We start from the raw sequence: 16,345 nt of genomic DNA, 5'->3' as shown, positions 1-16,345 counted from the left end.
TGAAACGTTTCAATTAGTGTGGAATCAGGTTCTGCTGAAAGCAAGTTTTCTTAATTTCGATATGATAGTTTTTTGACCTCACGCACATTTTTGCCTGCAAACACCCTGTTCACAGAGCAAAATGGCATACTGTGCTGAAACACTGCTGAAGGAGAAATACATGACGGTAGCAACCGGCGTTGGCGTGATCATCGTTAACCCGCAGGGCCAGATTCTATTAGGTAAACGCTGCGGTTCTCACGCCCCTTTCTGGTCGATTCCCGGTGGTCATCTGGACGCGGGTGAAACCTTTGAACAGTGCGCCCAGCGCGAAATTGCTGAAGAAGCCGGGCTGCTGATTGATGTTCCGCAGTTCATTGGCATCAGCAATAATCTGCAAACCTGGCGGACTGAAGGCAAACATACGGTATCCATCTGTATGCTGGTTCAGCATCCTGGCGGCAAAGCCGAACTCAAAGAGCCGGAAAAATGTGCCGAATGGCGCTGGTACTCTCCTGACGCTCTGCCGGAACCGCATTTTGAAGCCAGCCGCGCTGCGATCGCCCTATGGCTGAGTGGTAAAACCTATCTCGCCACAATCTGAAGCCTGTTCTCCGCAGAAAAGACTTTTTACCCCGTTGTTGATTGAAACCGTTTTTTGTTTTTTTTAAAAACGCGTACTCTACGCGCGACTTGTTTCTCTATTGGCTATTTGCTCACCACTATGCGTACTTCAACTGCAATAACTCGACGCTTGCCCGACTTCACTTCGCTGGCATTTATCGTCGTGGCGTTTCTCACCGGTATTGCCGGTGCCTTGCAAACCCCCACGCTGAGCCTGTTTCTTTCCACCGAAGTGAACGTGCGCCCGAGTATGGTCGGTTTGTTCTTTACCGGCAGCGCGGTGATCGGCATTTTGGTCAGCCAGTTTCTTGCCCGCCGCTCAGATAGAAAAGGCGATCGCAAATCACTGATCTTTCTCTGCTGCATGTTGGGTGCATTGGCCTGCGCGCTGTTTGCCTGGAACCGTAACTATTATCTGTTGCTGTTTGTCGGCGTGCTGCTGAGCAGCTTCGGCTCCACCGCCAACCCGCAAATGTTTGCGCTGGCACGCGAACACGCCGAACGCACCGGGCGCGAAGCGGTGATGTTCAGCTCGATCCTGCGCGCACAGGTGTCCTTGGCCTGGGTGATCGGCCCGCCGATTGCCTTTGCTCTGGCATTGGGTTTTGGCTTTCAGGTGATGTATCTGGCGGCGGCAGCCACTTTCATTCTCTGTGGCGCTTTGGTGTGGAAAACGCTGCCCTCGATGCCAAAAACGCCATCAACCAAAGACGCCACGCTGGAAGCGCCACGCCAGAACCGCCGCGACACGCTGCTGCTGTTTGCTGCCTGTACATTGATGTGGACCGCCAACGGCATGTATCTGATCAATATGCCGCTATATATGGTGCAAGAGCTGCATTTGCCAGAAAAACTGGCCGGGATCTTGATGGGCACGGCGGCCGGGCTGGAGATCCCCACCATGCTGCTGGCCGGGATGGTTGCCAAGCGCTTCGGTAAACGCTTCCTGATGCGCAGCGCGGTGATCGCCGGTGTGCTGTTTTACGCCGGGCTGCTGTTTATTACCGGCACCTGGCAGTTAATCGCCCTGCAACTGCTGAATGCGCTGTTTATCGGCGTGCTGGCGGGTATCGGCATGCTCTACTTTCAGGATTTGATGCCTGGACAGGCCGGGGCGGCAACCACCCTGTTTACCAACACCACGCGCGTTGGCTGGATCATTGCCGGTTCGATCGCCGGTTCCGTCGCTGAAATCTGGAGCTACCATGCGGTGTTTTATTCCGCGCTGGCGATGGTGATAGGTGCGGTGCTGTGCCTGTGGCGGCTCAAGGACGCCTGAGCTTAAGGTGCGGTATCCACTTCCAGCTTTGCCAGATAGATTAATGCCTCGTCGCGGCGATCGTGACACATCTCATGGCTGGCCTGCAGGCTGCCGCAGACGCGGGGCCGCAATGGCGAACGAAACAGGCCACAGCGCAGTTGCTGATCCAGATGAATACAGCGGGTATTCGCCGGTTTACCATTGGGCATGCCGGGGATCGGGCTGGAAATTGACGGTGCAATGCAGCAAGCGCCACAATCAGGGCGGCAATCCATCGGCGCTTCTCCTGGCGAGCTGGCAGAATTGAAGCCGGACAATAGCAGCACGCCGTAATTGCCGCCAGCAGAATCCTATTTCGACCAGAATCTTTATCTACCCCGCCTTTTCAACGGTAATGCTTTCTTTGCATAGAAACGCCAACACCTCACCTATTGCGCATGAAAATAGCAAATTAGATTCTTTACATGCACACACTGCGCAATGTACTATTTAGCTAGTACACAAAAACTCAAGGCCCATCTGGCCATTCAGGAGCAATAATGTCCACGGACACCCCCCAGAAACTTTCCCGCCCTTCCGTACTCGGTGGCGCGATGATCATTGCCGGTACTGCCGTCGGGGCCGGTATGTTCTCTATCCCCATTGTCACTTCTGGCGTGTGGTTTGGCGGCTCCGTCGCATTGCTGATTTATACCTGGGCCTGCATGCTGATTTCTGGCCTGATGATCCTCGAAGCAACGCTCAACTATCCGGCCGGTGCCAGCTTTCATACCATCGTCAAAGATCTGCTCGGTAAAGGCTGGAATACCATCAACGGCTTGTCCATCACCTTTGTGCTGTACATTCTAACCTATGCCTACATCTCGGCCGGTGGCTCAATCATCGCCCACACGCTGGAAGGTATTGTCGGCACCAACCAGGCGGTGGCCGGGCTGGTGTTTGCCCTGGTGGTGGCGTTTATCGTCTGGCTGTCGACCCGGGCGGTGGATCGCCTGAGCACCATTCTGATTGGCGGTATGGTGATCACTTTCGTGATGTCGGTTGGCGATATGTTTACCCACGTCCAGCCTGCGGTGCTGTTCAACCGTGGTGACAGCAGCGCCAGTTATCTGCCCTATGCCTTGGCGGCCTTACCTTATCTGCTGACCTCATTCGGTTACCACGGCAACGTGCCGGGGCTGGTGAAGTATTATCACCAAGACAGCCGCGCCGTGGTGCACAGCCTGGTTTATGGCACCCTGCTGGCGTTGGGGATCTACATCCTGTGGCAGTATGTGATTCAGGGCAATATCACGCGTGATGCGTTCAAACAGGTGATCGCCGAGGGTGGCAATATCGGCAGCCTGCTCAAGCAAATGGGCAACGTTTCCAGCAGCCAGGTGGTTGGCCAACTGCTCAGTGCCTTCTCTTATATGGCGCTGGCCAGCTCTTTCCTTGGGGTTTCGCTGGGCCTGTTCGATTATCTGGCTGATTTCTTCAAGTTCAGCGATAACACCGCGGGCCGCACTAAATCGGCACTGGTAACGTTCGTTCCGCCTACCTTGGCAGCGTTGCTGTTCCCGAACGGCTTCCTGTATGCCATCGGTTTTGCGGGCCTGGCGGCCACCATCTGGGCGGTGATCGTCCCTGCCATGATGGCCCGTGCCAGCCGCCGCCGCTTCCCGCAGGCTGCGTATCGCGCTCCCGGCGGCCATGGCATGATCCTGTTTATTATCCTGTTTGGCGTGATCAACGCCGTCGCTCACTTACTCACCCTGCTGAATATGCTGCCGGTGTTTAAATAAAACTGCTTAAAGAGGGTGGCGATTGCCGCCCTCTTTGCACTCTGCAATCCCCCTACTTTGCTCACTCTTTTTGCGCGGGGCTCTTGCCTGAAAAGCGCGGTACGAGTAACTTGTCGCAACTTCTCAAAACTCCTTATCGACAGGTTATTCCAATGGCAAGAGCTAACGAAATCAAGCGTGGCATGGCGATCAACTACAACGGCAAACTGCTGCTGGTGAAGGACATTGATGTCCAAAGCCCAACCGCACGCGGTGCCAACACCCTTTACAAAATGCGTTTCTCTGACGTGCGCACCGGGCTCAAGGTAGAAGAGCGCTTTAAGGGTGACGATATTCTGGACACCATTACCCTGTCGCGCCGCAAGGTGAACTTCTCCTATATCGACGGCGAAGAATACGTGTTCATGGATGATGAAGATTACACCCCGTATATCTTCACAAAGGATCAGATCGAAGACGAACTGCTGTTTATTCCTGAGGCGGGTTTGCCGGGGATGCAGGTATTAACGCTGGAAGGCCAGGTGTTGGCGCTGGAATTGCCGCAAACCGTGGATATGGAAATTGTCGAAACCGCACCGGGCATCAAAGGGGCTTCGGCCAGCGCCCGTAACAAACCGGCCACCATGGCAACCGGTTTGACCATTCTGGTGCCGGAATACCTGAGCCCAGGCGACAAAATCCGCATTCATATTGCCGAACGCCGTTATATGGGCCGTGCCGACTAACTGTGATTCAGGGCGCTGCGGTGCGCCCTGCCTTTCAATAACTCAGAGTAATTCCGGGAAGAAGCGCCGCTTCAGCGCCAACTCCACACCACGAATTTCCGCCAGACCTTTCAAACGGCCAATAGCCGAATAGCCGGGGTTGGTTTTCTTTTTCAGATCGTCCAGCATCTGGTGACCATGATCCGGCCGCATCGGGATTGGCCGCCGATCGCCTGCCTGCAAGCGGCGCTGCTCTTCGCTCAGAATGGCTTCAATCACCGATACCATATCCACATCCCCTTGCAGATGCGCCCCTTCATGGAAGGTTTTCGGGTTCTGCTCGCGGCAGGTGGCGCGCAAATGGGTGAAGTGAATGCGATCGCCAAAGGTTTCGATCATCCGTACCAGATCGTTATCCGCCCGCACGCCGTAGGAACCGGTGCACATGGTAAAACCGTTGTGAATGCTATCAACGGTCTCTTTCAGCCATTGCATATCTTCAATGGTAGAAACAATGCGCGGCAGGCCGAGGATCGGGCGCGGCGGATCGTCCGGGTGTACCGCAAGACGCACTCCCACTTTTTCCGCCACCGGTACAATGGCGCGCAAAAACACCGCCATGTTTTCACGCAGTTGCGCTTTGTCGATATGGTCATATTCGGCCAACCGCGCGCGGAACTGATCGAGCGTATAACCCTCTTCTGCCCCCGGCAGCCCGGCGATGATATTACCGGTCAGCTTGGCAATCTCCGCCGCGCTCATCGCGTTGAAATAAGCCCGCGCCTCGGTTTGCTCTTCGGCGCTGTAATCTTTTTCGGCACCTTTACGTTGCAGGATATGCAGATCAAAAGCGGCAAAGGCGATCTGGTCAAAACGCAGCGCTTTTGAACCGTCTGGCAACAGGTATTCCAGATCGGTGCGCGTCCAGTCGAGGATCGGCATAAAGTTATAGCATACGGTGTCGATACCGCAGGCCGCCAGATTACGCAGCGACTGCTGATAATTGGCGATATGACGTTGATAATTGCCGCTGTGGGTTTTGATCTCCTCGTGCACCGGGATGCTTTCTACCACCGACCACACCAGCCCTTTTTCAGCCAGCAGAGCCTGACGCGTTTTTATTTCCTCAACCGGCCACACTTCACCGTTAGGGATATAATGCAGCGCCGTCACCACACCGGTTGCCCCCGCCTGACGTACATCATCCAGCGAGACCGGATCGTTAGGCCCATACCAACGCCATGTTTGTTCCATAGATTTATCCTTGTGAATAGTCGCTCAGTCATCTGAGGTTTGTTGTCAGTGGTGAGGTAGATCGCAAAATCAAATCAATCTTGTTATACCACATTGAGATAGATATCATTCATCTTTAACCTTACTCTTTAGCAGCATGCTGTCAAAATAGAAATCTTGATGGGTTGATCCAACTCACGCTTCTGGCTTATTTTGGCCTGACCCATTTTATTAGCCCCGCAACCACCTTAGAGTGGCGGCAGATAACAACACACAGAGACCGGCGCATCAGCAACAGACTGCGCACGGCCAACTGGTCTGATAACTTGATGCAAGCTACCGGCCAGGACTTTCTCTTGTAATGGAGCCATGCATGAAGACTATCGCCAACTCATCACTTCCCGCTGAGGTACAACAACCACAGTACGATCGCCGCCTGTTGCGCAGCCGTATAGTGCACCTGGGCTTCGGTGCCTTTCATCGTGCCCATCAGGCGCTGCTGACCGATCGCGTGCTCAACCGTAAAGGTGGTGATTGGGGGATTTGTGAGATCAGCCTGTTCGGCGGCGATAAGCTGTTCCAAACCCTGCGCGCTCAGGATCATCTCTACACCGTGCTGGAAAAAGGGGCGGCGGGTAATCAGGCGATCGTGATCGGTGCCGTTCACGAAAGCGTGCACCGCAAGCTGGAAGATATCAATGCCGTCTTGGAGAAACTGGCCGAGCCGCAGGTGGCGATCGTTTCGATGACCATTACGGAAAAGGGTTATTGCATCGAACCCGGCAGCGGCCAGTTAGACTTGCAGCATGAGGCCATCCGCGCCGATCTGGCTGACCCGACCCAACCCACCACCGTGCCGGGGATCCTGGTTGAAGCACTGCACCGGCGGCGCCAACGTAACCTGCCCGCGTTCAGCGTGCTCTCCTGCGACAATATCCCCGAAAATGGCCATATAGTACGCAATGCAATCACCGGCCTGGCACAGGCCCGCGATGCGGAACTGGCACAATGGATTGCCAGCAACGTCACCTTCCCCAGCACCATGGTCGATCGCATCGTGCCTGCCAGCACGCCGGAAACCTTGGATGAAATCGCCGCTGCGCTGGGCGGAGTACGCGACGAATGCGCCATCGCCTGCGAACCTTTTATTCAGTGGGTAGTAGAAGATAACTTTGTCGCTGGCCGCCCAGAGTGGGAAGCCGCTGGCGTGCAACTGGTGGATGATGTGCTGCCGTTCGAACAGATGAAATTGCGCATGCTGAACGGAAGCCACTCGTTTCTGGCTTATCTCGGCTATCTGGCGGGTTATCCGCACATCAATGACTGCATGGCGGATGAATATTATCGCCGGGCCGCCTATCACTTGATGCTGCATGAACAGGCTCCAACGCTGCGGGTGAGCGGTATCGATCTGGCCGCCTATGCCGATCGGCTGATCGCACGCTACAGCAACCCGGCGCTGCAACATAAGACCTGGCAGATCGCCATGGACGGCACGCAAAAGCTGCCACAACGCATGTTGGACTCTATCCGCTGGCATTTGCAGCATGGCGGCAGCTATGCCGGGCTGGCTCTGGGCGTCGCTGGCTGGATGCGCTATGTGGGCGGTATTGACGATGCCGGGCAGCCGATTGATATCCGCGACCCTATGCTGGCAACCTTGCAGCAGGTAGTTAGCGCTTCGCAAGACGGTGAGCCCCGCGTGGCTGCGTTGCTGGCGATGAAGAGCGTTTTCGGGGAGCAATTACCGGCTGATAAGAAATTTGTTGCGGCGGTAACCCAGGCTTATCTGTCATTGCGCGATCGTGGTGCGCGTCAGACGGTGAAAGAGTGGGTAATAGATCAACTAGCCTGATTTTTGGGAGGTCATGCCGGGCATCAGCCCGGCATGACGCATGCGACTTAACGGTATACTACAGTCATTATCGCAAGCTTCTGTTGCTGGTCCACCCACCTCATTTCAGTGGTACCTAAGTTCAGTGGGAGTTCTTTGCTGCTAGCGTTAAAACTTGCCAGAGCTTGCGTGCCTGTGTAGTTTTGCCCATTACGATAACACTGGGTATTAGCTGATGAGTTGACAACATTGACCAGACAAGGGCCTTCAACAATCGAACCGACAAAGTTGATGACCCCACCAACGGTACCTGGGGTACCCGCATGACCTGCTGCCATCCATGAAAGTAACGCTCCTGCGATCAAAAATAACCGTAAGCTATTCATGGCAACCTCACTTTTTGTTAAGTCACTTTAAATCATAGAATGTTTTCTTCGGAATAATCGCAAGTCCAGGGGGGTTTTTTGGAAGCTATTCGGTGCATTAGCGGTTGAGAAAGCGATTAATACGACACAATTGATTTCTGTAATCACTCGTTTTTAATGGGAATTATCCTAAATCAAGATAACTCTATCGGGTTAAAAAACGCACAAAACCAAATGTAAAATTTGTGACTTCGCCCGGATAAAATGATCAAGCCGCATGTAACATGCATAACCCATGGTTATCAATCAATTATAAACATCATACTTGGGAATGAAAAATGACCAAAACCAATCTGATCACCGGTTTCCTTGGCAGTGGTAAAACCACCACCATTCGTCATCTGCTGGCCAATAAGCCACAAAACGAACGTTGGGCAGTTCTGGTTAACGAGTTTGGTGAAATTGGTATCGATGGGGCTCTGCTGGCAAACAGCGGTGCCGTGCTCAAGGAAATCCCTGGTGGTTGCATGTGCTGCGTCAACGGCCTACCCATGCAGGTTGGGCTGAATATGCTGTTACAGCAGGAAAAACCCGATCGGTTGCTGATTGAACCCACCGGCCTTGGCCACCCAAAACAGATCCTGGAGTTGCTGACACAGGAAACCTACGCCGGTTGGATCGAACTGCTGGCAACGATTTGCCTGCTTGACGCCCGTCAGCTCAGCCAGCCCCAGTATCGTGAAAATGAAAACTTCCGCGACCAGCTGGCGGCCGCCGATATCATCATCGCCAATAAGATCGATACCTGGCAGCCACAGGATGGCCTGGCTCTGGAGGAATGGCATGCGCAAGATGGCCAGCAGCGGCCGGTTCACCGTATCGAGCAAGGGCGCATGGACGTCGCGTTGCTTGACCTGCCGCGTACCAATCACAGCGAATTGCCGGATGCGCAACATCATCATCACGCCCAAGCCAAAACGCGCGGCTTGGCGGCATTGCGCCTGCCAGAAAATGCGCGCTGGCGCCGAGCCCTGAATCAGGGCCAAGGTTATACCAGCTGTGGCTGGATTTTTGACAGCGAAACCCTATTCGACACCGTGGGCATGATGGAATGGATCAGGCTGGCACCGGTTGAACGGGCTAAAGCGGTGGTGCGCATTCCCGAAGGGAGCTTACTGATCAACCGCCAAGGGCAGGATCTGAACATCGAAACACGCCCCGTTGCCCCACTGGACAGCCGCATTGAGCTGATCCACAGCAGCGAAGCCGATTGGAACGCCTTGCAATCCGCCTTATTTAAAATTCGCATGAATTGAGGTGTAAAAGATTCCCGCTGCTTAACCTTTTGGTAAATATGGGGCTTTTGCGAGATCTGAAAAAGTGCGTGGGTTGCAGCAGCATATTTACATGATACCCAGCAGATACGGGATATAGCTGGATAATTTGCGCATGTGTATACTCTGCGGATTCTGAATAACATACTGTACAAAAAATGGCTAAGATTGGATTTTTATCGTTAGGCTGCCCGAAAAACCTGGTTGATTCTGAACGGATCCTGACCGAACTGCGTAATGAAGGCTATGAGGTCGTACCAAGCTATGACGACGCCGAACTGGTGATCGTCAACACCTGTGGCTTTATCGACAGTGCCGTGCAGGAATCACTGGAAGCGATCGGTGAAGCACTTAACGAAAACGGTAAAGTGATTGTGACCGGCTGTTTGGGTGCCAAAGAGAACCAGATCCGCGAAGTGCACCCGAAGGTGTTGGAAATTACCGGGCCGCACAGCTATGAGCAGGTCTTGAACCACGTTCACCACTATGTACCGAAGCCGGAACATAACCCGTTTACCAGCCTGATCCCCGCGCAGGGCGTGAAACTGACGCCGAAGCACTACGCCTATCTGAAGATTTCTGAAGGCTGTAACCACCGCTGTACGTTCTGCATCATCCCATCAATGCGTGGCGATCTCGACAGCCGCCCGATCGGTTCCGTGCTGGATGAAGCCAAGCGCCTGGTGGAATCCGGGGTCAAAGAGCTGCTGGTGATTTCGCAGGATACGTCGGCCTACGGCGTTGATGTCAAACACCGTACCGGCTTCTGGAATGGCCAACCGGTGAAAACCAGCATGGTCAGCCTGTGTGAACAACTCTCAAGCCTAGGTGCCTGGGTACGCTTGCACTACGTTTATCCTTACCCGCATGTGGATGACGTGATCCCGCTGATGGCGGAAGGCAAAATCCTGCCGTATCTGGATATTCCGCTGCAACACGCCAGCCCGAAAATCCTCAAGCTGATGAAGCGCCCTGGCGCGGTAGAACGCACGCTGGAGCGCATTAAACGCTGGCGTGAAATCTGCCCGGATCTGACGCTGCGCTCCACCTTCATCGTTGGTTTCCCTGGTGAAACTGAAGAAGACTTCCAGATGCTGCTCAGCTTCCTGCAAGAAGCCAAGCTGGATCGCGTCGGCTGTTTCAAATACAGCCCGGTAGAAGGCGCTGCCGCCAACGAATTGGCGGATCAGGTGCCAGAAGAGGTGAAAGAAGAGCGCTATCACCGCTTTATGCAGTTGCAGCAACAGATCTCTGCCCAGCGCTTGCAGGAAAAGATTGGCCGCGAACTGCTGGTGCTGATCGACGAAGTGGACGAAGAAGGCGCGATTGGCCGCAGTATGGCAGATGCACCAGAGATCGACGGGGCGGTCTACCTGAACGGTGAAACCGGCGTGAAAGTGGGCGAGATCGTCAAAGTGAAGATCGAAAACGCCGACGAATATGACCTCTGGGGTTCGCTGGTCTAATCAGGCAGGTTACGGGATGGCGTGATGCCTTCCCGTAACCTTTGCACAACCGATTCAAGCCGTTGCCACGGCCCGTTGCTCCGGCGTTAATAAGCTGCCGACGATAAAAGCCAGCGCCCCCACCAGTAAACCGCTGTAGATCGGGCTGTTAGCCTGAATCCCGTGATAAAACATAAAGCCCAACACGCACAGGCTGCCCATCACCATACTGGCTATCGCGCCGGTACTGGTAGCGCGCTTCCAGAAAATCGCCCCCACCAGCGGGATCAACATCCCACCCACCAGCAGATTGTAAGCCAGCGTCAAAGCCGACAGCACATCCCGCACCAGAAAAGCCAACCCCAGCATCACCACTCCCATCACCAACGTGGTTAAACGCCCCGCGGCTAAACCACCCGATGGCCGCTGGCGAATGGCGGGCAGAACATCCTCCAAGGCAATGGTCGAAGAGGCCAACAGGCAGGCGCTGGCGGTTGACATCAGCGCAGCCAGTGCCGCTGCGGCCACCAACCCGCTGATGCCTGCGGGCAGTACCGCCTGAGCGATAGCGGCAAACGCACCATCGCTGTTATCCAGCAACGGCAGCACGATCTTCCCCGCCATTCCGATCATCGCGCCGGTAACGCCATAAAGTACGCAGTAGATACCCGCACCCAAGCCAGCGTAGCGCGCCACCGGCACGCTGCGGGCGGTGAATACCCGCTGCCAGATATCCTGCCCAATCAGGATGCCGAAGAAGTAAATCAGGAAGAACAGAATGATGGTGTCGAAACCAATGGAGGACAGTTGGTAATAGCTCGACGGTAGTTGCTGGGTAAAGATCTCCCATCCGCCCGCTTTGACAATGCTCATCGGCATCAGCACCAGCATCATCCCCACCGTCATGATGATAAACTGGATAATGTCCGTCAGCGTCAGCGACCACATGCCCCCCAGCGTTGAATAGAGCACCACCATCCCACCGCCAATCAGTATTGAGGCGGCAAACGGCAGCGCAAACATCACCTGCATTACGCTGCCGATGGCAATAATCGAAGTCACCGCCACCATCAGATCGTAAGCCAGCATAATGATACCGCTGGTGACCCTAGCCGCCGGATGATAGCGCTGCGCCAGTACCTGGCTAACGGTATAGAGCTTCAGCTTGAGCAAGGGCTTGGCCAAGACGGTACTCAGCACCACAATGCCCATACCCAGCGCGAAACAGAGCCACAGCCCGGAGATGCCGTAGGTATAACCCAACTTTACGCTGCCAATCGTCGAAGCCCCACCGAGCACCACCGCTGACAGCGTGCCTAAATACAAACCCGGCCCCAGATTGCGGCCAGCGACCAGATAATTTTCCTTGGTGGTGGCTTTACGGACGCCAAGCCAGCCCACCGCACCGATAACCAAAAAATAGAGCACCACCACAAACAGATCGAGTTGCATAAAGTATCCCCTATCATGTTGTTATTTATTGGGTTATATGGAACGTTTAGTCGGCAGCACGCACAGCATTTCAAACAGCAGATTGGCCGCCAGCAAGGCGGTATTGCCGGAACTGTCGTATGCCGGGGAAACCTCCACCAGATCCGCCCCCACCAGGTTTAGCCCCTGGCATCCCCTGACGATTTCCAGCCCTTGCCAGACGGATAATCCCCCGACTTCCGGGGTGCCGGTTCCGGGGGCAAAAGCCGGATCCAGCCCATCAATATCAAAACTGAGATAAACCGCGCCCAGCCCCATTTGCTCGCGCACTTCCGCCATTAACGGGGCAAGTGATCGATACCAGCAGGCTTCTGCTGGCACCACGCGGAACCCCTGCTGCCTTGACCAGTCAAAATCCTGCGCAGCATAACCACTGCCGCGCAGGCCAATCTGTACTACTCGCTGCGGAGCCAACAGACCCTCTTCATGCGCCCGGCGAAAGGTAGTGCCGTGCGCCAGTTTTTCGCCGAACATTTCGTCGTTGGTATCGGAATGGGCATCGATATGAATCAGCCCGACCGGGCCATGCTTGCGCGCCACCGCACGCAGAATCGGCAGCGTCAAGGTATGATCGCCACCGAGCGTGAGAGGGATGCAGCCGTGGCGCAGGATCTCGTCGTACGCCAGCTCAATGCGGCTAACGCTGTCTGCCAGGTTATAGGGATTGGTGGCAATATCACCCAAGTCGGCAACCTGTAACCGCTCAAACGGCGCAGCGCCGCTCCCCATGTTGTAAGGGCGGAGCATCACCGACTCCTGGCGGATTTGTCGCGGCCCAAAACGCGTACCGCTGCGATTGGAGGTTCCGATATCCAGAGGAATGCCAACAAAGGCGGCATCCAACCCCTGTGCATTGTCAGCAGCAGGTAAACGCATCATGGTGGGCAGGCCAGCAAAACGCGGCATGTCATTACCGCTTTGAGGTTGATTCAGCATAGGTTTTCCTTATCAGGTAATCATCGATGCGTAACATTTCAGCAACAATCACAGCCTATGCCCTAACCGACCCGCGTTACTATTCCCTGTTTTTAATGTAAGCATTGGGAAAGCCAATGTGTCATAACACCTTGACCTGTTGATTTTTATTTTATTCGCAGACATAAAGAATGGAAAAATCACCGAGCGCTAGCGCGCGCAGCAGGAATGTTGCCGTGGCGTTAAATGGCGAATATTCAAGGAGTGCGAAGATGATCACCAATCTCAGCGATATCGATTTCAAACTGCTGCGGGTATTCGTGGCGGTAGCGGAAGCTCGGGGAGTTAGCGCCGCGCAGGACGCCCTGATGATGAATCAATCCACCATCAGCACTCATCTCAGTACGTTAGAGACGCGCTTGGGATTCAGGCTGTGCCAGCGCGGGCGATCCGGCTTTCAGTTAACGCCGAAAGGAGAAAGAATGCTGAGCGCCTGCCGCACGCTGTTTAATGCAACGCGCGATTTTACGCGCGTCAGCCAATCGCTCAATGGCATGCTAAGCGGCGATCTGATGATCGGCCTGGTAGATAATCTGGTTTCGCTGCCGGGGATCCCTTTTAGCCAAGCCATCAGGCAATTTCGCCGCCGCCGTCAGGACGTGCAGTTTCAATGCCGTATCTGTTCACCCGCGGAGATTGAGCAGGGATTATTGAACCAGCAGTTGGATCTGGGGATTGGTTATTTCGGCCAGCAGTTGAACGAACTGGTTTATCACCCCTGGTGCCAGGAATCGCAGGCGATTTATTGCAGCAGCGAGCACCCGTTGTTTACCCTTGATGCCCCAAACCGCCAGCAAATCGAGAATGCCCGCTGGGTAAAACGCGGTTACCTGCTGGCACAACAGCTTTGCCCGGTAGCACCGCTGGAGTTTGGTGCCATGGCTTACCACATGGAAAGCGTGGCTCATCTGATCCTCAGCGGCGAATACCTGGGCTATCTGCCTACCCATTTTGCCAGCCGTTGGGTCGAACAGGGTTTGATGAAACAGCTAGGAGGACAACCGCTCACTTACCAGGCGCAGTTAAGCCTGGTTACACGCCCCGGTCAGCCAAAAAAATCGTTGGCGGCGCTGTTAGCGGATCTGGCCGACAGCGTGCCACATTGCAACACGCTGCGCTGAAAACTCGATTTAACTGATCGGCATACGCGCCGGATCCGGGTGTTGGTATTCGAACCCCAGTTCCTTGCAGATACGGCTGCCGTCCACCAGCCGCCCTGCCTGTTCCGGCTCTTCGGCAAACTGCGGGGGTTGCAGCTGCAACTGTGCCGCCAGCGCCGGATAAAACTCACGTTTGGTCGGATGGCTTGGCGCACAGAGATTATAAACATGCCCCCCTTTGGGCAATTTCAGTAACAGTTGAATGGCGGCGATCACATCATCCTGATGTACCAGGTTGACCCCCTGCGCCCCGCCCTTGACGTCAATCTTGCCCGCCAGGAAACGGCCCGGATGGCGATTAGCACCGACCAAACCCGCCAAGCGCAAAATATCCACCGAGGTATTCGGCAATTCATGCAGCCAGCGCTCCAGCTCTGCCAACACCCGCCCCGAAGGGGTCACCGGTTGCAGCGGTGAATCTTCACGCACCAGGCCGGTAGTTTCGCCATACACCGAGGTCGAACTGGTAAAAATAATATGCGGCACACCGAACGCCATCGCGCTGTCTACCAGCATGCGCACGGCATTAAAGTAGCCTTCGCTGCCTTCCACGGTGCGCCGGGCTGGCAGCGTGATCACCAGCGCATCAGCGTACAGCAGTTGTTCCAGGTCATGAGCTTCGCAAATCAGTTCAGGCGTCAGTTCGAGCTGATAACATTCAATACCGCTCATCCGCGCGGCTTCGACACCGTCCGGCGTGGTTTTACTGCCAACCACCTCAAACCCGCGGCTCATTAACGATAAAGCCAGCGGCATGCCCAACCAGCCCAGGCCAATAATGGCGATTTTTTTCATTAACTTAATTCTCCTGAAAATGATAACGCCCGGTGATTAAGGCTACGCCACTCGGCATAGGGATACAATCAACCCAGGTAAAGGTTCGTAAAGCCGTAGCTGGCTAATAATTCAGCCTGTTTCAATGAATTAAATTTATGTTGATAAAAAACAGTTGCGCGAGACCATGCTGATAGTTTAGGTTAATCAGCAACTCAGCATTGGCTGATTTATTTTAAAGAGAAAACACATGACTCGCGTTCAGTTCAACCACCATCATCACCATCACCCAGACTAGTCTTTCGGGCGATGTGTGCTGGAAGACGGTTTAAAATCTTCCAGTGGCGCGTAGAACCTAACAAACGCAAGAGAAAGCCCTCGGAAGATATCTTCCGAGGGCTTTTTTTTTGGCTCCGGACAGACAGAAAAATAGTTTTTACAATAAATTCATAAAATTACAGTTTAAACAGAGGTTACCATGTTGGATAAAACACGTTTACGGATAGCAATGCAGAAATCAGGCCGCCTGAGTGAAGACTCTCAGGAACTGCTGGCCCGCTGCGGTATCAAAATCAACTTACAGCAGCAACGCCTGATTGCCTTCGCCGAGAATATGCCGATTGATATCCTGCGCGTGCGTGATGACGACATCCCTGGGCTGGTGATGGATGGCGTAGTCGATCTGGGCATCATCGGTGAGAACGTGCTGGAAGAAGAGCTGCTCAACCGCCGTGCGCAAGGCGAAGATCCGCGTTACTTCACCCTGCGCCGCCTGGATTTCGGCTCCTGCCGCCTGTCGCTGGCTACCGCACTGGACAGCGAATATAGCGGCCCGCAAAGCCTGCAAGACTCCCGCATCGCCACCTCTTACCCGCACCTGCTGAAGCAATACCTCGATAAACAAGGCGTTCGTTTTAAATCCTGCCTGCTGAACGGTTCGGTGGAAGTGGCACCACGTGCTGGCCTGGCGGATGCCATCTGCGATCTGGTTTCCACCGGCGCCACGCTCGAAGCCAACGGCCTGCGCGAAGTGGAAGTGATTTATCGCTCGAAAGCCTGCCTGATCCAGCGCGACGGCGAAATGCCAGCGGCTAAACAGCAGTTAATCGATCGCCTGATGACCCGTATTCAAGGGGTGATTCAAGCACGCGAATCCAAATACATCATGCTGCACGCGCCAAGCGATCGTCTGGATGAGATCATCGCCCTGCTGCCGGGTGCCGAGCGCCCTACCATCCTGCCGTTGGCCGGTGCGCAGAACCGCGTTGCGATGCACATGGTGAGCAGCGAAACCCTGTTCTGGGAAACCATGGAAAAACTGAAAACCCTGGGTGCCAGCTCCATTCTGGTGCTGCCAATTGAGAAGATGATGGAGTAACGCC

The 16,345-nt window shown here is 54.6% G+C and carries 16 protein-coding genes and 1 other annotated feature; of the genes, 10 read left to right on the top strand and 6 right to left on the bottom strand.

The window, feature by feature from the left end; all coding sequences use genetic code 11:
- The first annotated feature begins 160 nt into the window (after positions 1-160).
- Positions 161-583: a nucleotide triphosphate diphosphatase NUDT15 gene (locus tag ACX9GT_RS08960; protein WP_473190751.1), complete on the top strand. Its 423-nt coding sequence runs from the start codon at positions 161-163 to the stop codon at positions 581-583.
- 120 nt (positions 584-703) lie between these two features.
- The gene (locus ACX9GT_RS08955) at positions 704-1,882 is read left to right on the top strand and encodes a sugar efflux transporter (RefSeq protein ID WP_473190750.1); all 1,179 of its coding nucleotides are present in this window, start codon (positions 704-706) and stop codon (positions 1,880-1,882) included.
- A 2-nt stretch (positions 1,883-1,884) separates the two neighbouring features.
- On the opposite strand, the gene ACX9GT_RS08950 is transcribed toward ACX9GT_RS08955, so the two are convergent.
- Entirely contained in the window at positions 1,885-2,139 is a 255-nt protein-coding gene (locus ACX9GT_RS08950) for a YkgJ family cysteine cluster protein (protein WP_473190749.1), read from the bottom strand.
- 264 nt (positions 2,140-2,403) lie between these two features.
- Between ACX9GT_RS08950 and mtr the strand changes: the two genes are divergently transcribed.
- Entirely contained in the window at positions 2,404-3,648 is a 1,245-nt protein-coding gene (mtr, locus tag ACX9GT_RS08945; protein WP_473190748.1) for a tryptophan permease, read from the top strand.
- Positions 3,649-3,800: 152 nt separating this feature from the next.
- Positions 3,801-4,373 carry an elongation factor P-like protein YeiP gene (gene yeiP, locus ACX9GT_RS08940; protein WP_473190747.1) on the top strand — a complete coding sequence of 191 codons (573 nt, stop codon included), beginning with the start codon at positions 3,801-3,803 and terminating at the stop codon, positions 4,371-4,373.
- Between the two features lie 42 nt (positions 4,374-4,415).
- On the opposite strand, the gene uxuA is transcribed toward yeiP, so the two are convergent.
- Positions 4,416-5,606 carry a mannonate dehydratase gene (uxuA, locus tag ACX9GT_RS08935; protein WP_473190746.1) on the bottom strand — a complete coding sequence of 397 codons (1,191 nt, stop codon included), beginning with the start codon at positions 5,604-5,606 and terminating at the stop codon, positions 4,416-4,418.
- Between the two features lie 352 nt (positions 5,607-5,958).
- Between uxuA and ACX9GT_RS08930 the strand changes: the two genes are divergently transcribed.
- Complete coding sequence (locus tag ACX9GT_RS08930; protein ID WP_473190745.1) at positions 5,959-7,440, top strand: mannitol dehydrogenase family protein; 1,482 nt, start codon at positions 5,959-5,961, stop codon at positions 7,438-7,440.
- A 47-nt stretch (positions 7,441-7,487) separates the two neighbouring features.
- On the opposite strand, the gene ACX9GT_RS08925 is transcribed toward ACX9GT_RS08930, so the two are convergent.
- Positions 7,488-7,805 carry a type 1 fimbrial protein gene (locus tag ACX9GT_RS08925; RefSeq protein ID WP_459399128.1) on the bottom strand — a complete coding sequence of 106 codons (318 nt, stop codon included), beginning with the start codon at positions 7,803-7,805 and terminating at the stop codon, positions 7,488-7,490.
- A gap of 317 nt (positions 7,806-8,122) precedes the next feature.
- Here ACX9GT_RS08925 and ACX9GT_RS08920 point away from each other — a divergent pair, with 317 nt between their 5' ends.
- Positions 8,123-9,100 carry a CobW family GTP-binding protein gene (locus tag ACX9GT_RS08920; protein WP_473190744.1) on the top strand — a complete coding sequence of 326 codons (978 nt, stop codon included), beginning with the start codon at positions 8,123-8,125 and terminating at the stop codon, positions 9,098-9,100.
- A 176-nt stretch (positions 9,101-9,276) separates the two neighbouring features.
- Positions 9,277-10,584 (top strand): 30S ribosomal protein S12 methylthiotransferase RimO, encoded by a 1,308-nt coding sequence (gene rimO, locus ACX9GT_RS08915; RefSeq protein WP_459399130.1) that lies wholly within the window; start codon positions 9,277-9,279, stop codon positions 10,582-10,584.
- 54 nt (positions 10,585-10,638) lie between these two features.
- Here rimO and ACX9GT_RS08910 read toward each other — a convergent pair whose 3' ends face one another.
- Both ACX9GT_RS08910 and speB read right to left on the bottom strand, forming a co-directional pair.
- Positions 10,639-12,015 carry a sodium:solute symporter family protein gene (locus ACX9GT_RS08910; RefSeq protein WP_473190743.1) on the bottom strand — a complete coding sequence of 459 codons (1,377 nt, stop codon included), beginning with the start codon at positions 12,013-12,015 and terminating at the stop codon, positions 10,639-10,641.
- Between the two features lie 33 nt (positions 12,016-12,048).
- Entirely contained in the window at positions 12,049-12,990 is a 942-nt protein-coding gene (speB, locus tag ACX9GT_RS08905) for an agmatinase (RefSeq protein ID WP_473190742.1), read from the bottom strand.
- Between the two features lie 251 nt (positions 12,991-13,241).
- Between speB and ACX9GT_RS08900 the strand changes: the two genes are divergently transcribed.
- Entirely contained in the window at positions 13,242-14,150 is a 909-nt protein-coding gene (locus ACX9GT_RS08900; RefSeq protein WP_473190741.1) for a LysR family transcriptional regulator, read from the top strand.
- 9 nt (positions 14,151-14,159) lie between these two features.
- Here the strand turns inward: ACX9GT_RS08900 and ACX9GT_RS08895 are convergent, their stop codons facing one another.
- Positions 14,160-14,984, bottom strand: a complete 825-nt coding sequence (locus tag ACX9GT_RS08895; RefSeq protein ID WP_473190740.1) for an SDR family oxidoreductase — start codon at positions 14,982-14,984, stop codon at positions 14,160-14,162.
- Positions 14,985-15,213: 229 nt separating this feature from the next.
- Here ACX9GT_RS08895 and hisL point away from each other — a divergent pair, with 229 nt between their 5' ends.
- Positions 15,214-15,261, top strand: a complete 48-nt coding sequence (gene hisL / locus ACX9GT_RS08890; protein WP_100396937.1) for a his operon leader peptide — start codon at positions 15,214-15,216, stop codon at positions 15,259-15,261.
- Positions 15,237-15,371, top strand: a sequence feature (His leader region). Its footprint overlaps the gene before it by 25 nt.
- A gap of 70 nt (positions 15,372-15,441) precedes the next feature.
- The gene (gene hisG / locus ACX9GT_RS08885; protein ID WP_459399135.1) at positions 15,442-16,341 is read left to right on the top strand and encodes an ATP phosphoribosyltransferase; all 900 of its coding nucleotides are present in this window, start codon (positions 15,442-15,444) and stop codon (positions 16,339-16,341) included.
- Positions 16,342-16,345: the final 4 nt, after the last annotated feature.

The sequence above is a fragment of the Serratia sp. YWN4 genome (genome assembly GCF_055790845.1).
Note: the sequence above shows the minus strand (reverse complement) of the source record. Positions and strands in the feature narration are given on the sequence as shown.

Bases quoted from the DNA above. Each gene is read 5' to 3' on its own strand.
- ACX9GT_RS08955 (WP_473190750.1), top strand. From the start codon at position 704: ATGCGTACTTCAACTGCAATAACTCGACGCTTGCCCGACTTCACTTCG.
- ACX9GT_RS08910 (WP_473190743.1), bottom strand. From the start codon at position 12,015: ATGCAACTCGATCTGTTTGTGGTGGTGCTCTATTTTTTGGTTATCGGT.
- ACX9GT_RS08920 (WP_473190744.1), top strand. From the start codon at position 8,123: ATGACCAAAACCAATCTGATCACCGGTTTCCTTGGCAGTGGTAAAACC.
- ACX9GT_RS08895 (WP_473190740.1), bottom strand. From the start codon at position 14,984: ATGAAAAAAATCGCCATTATTGGCCTGGGCTGGTTGGGCATGCCGCTG.
- ACX9GT_RS08925 (WP_459399128.1), bottom strand. From the start codon at position 7,805: ATGAATAGCTTACGGTTATTTTTGATCGCAGGAGCGTTACTTTCATGG.
- ACX9GT_RS08950 (WP_473190749.1), bottom strand. From the start codon at position 2,139: ATGGATTGCCGCCCTGATTGTGGCGCTTGCTGCATTGCACCGTCAATT.
- mtr (WP_473190748.1), top strand. From the start codon at position 2,404: ATGTCCACGGACACCCCCCAGAAACTTTCCCGCCCTTCCGTACTCGGT.
- rimO (WP_459399130.1), top strand. From the start codon at position 9,277: ATGGCTAAGATTGGATTTTTATCGTTAGGCTGCCCGAAAAACCTGGTT.
- ACX9GT_RS08960 (WP_473190751.1), top strand. From the start codon at position 161: ATGACGGTAGCAACCGGCGTTGGCGTGATCATCGTTAACCCGCAGGGC.
- hisG (WP_459399135.1), top strand. From the start codon at position 15,442: ATGTTGGATAAAACACGTTTACGGATAGCAATGCAGAAATCAGGCCGC.
- ACX9GT_RS08930 (WP_473190745.1), top strand. From the start codon at position 5,959: ATGAAGACTATCGCCAACTCATCACTTCCCGCTGAGGTACAACAACCA.
- ACX9GT_RS08900 (WP_473190741.1), top strand. From the start codon at position 13,242: ATGATCACCAATCTCAGCGATATCGATTTCAAACTGCTGCGGGTATTC.
- yeiP (WP_473190747.1), top strand. From the start codon at position 3,801: ATGGCAAGAGCTAACGAAATCAAGCGTGGCATGGCGATCAACTACAAC.
- speB (WP_473190742.1), bottom strand. From the start codon at position 12,990: ATGCTGAATCAACCTCAAAGCGGTAATGACATGCCGCGTTTTGCTGGC.
- uxuA (WP_473190746.1), bottom strand. From the start codon at position 5,606: ATGGAACAAACATGGCGTTGGTATGGGCCTAACGATCCGGTCTCGCTG.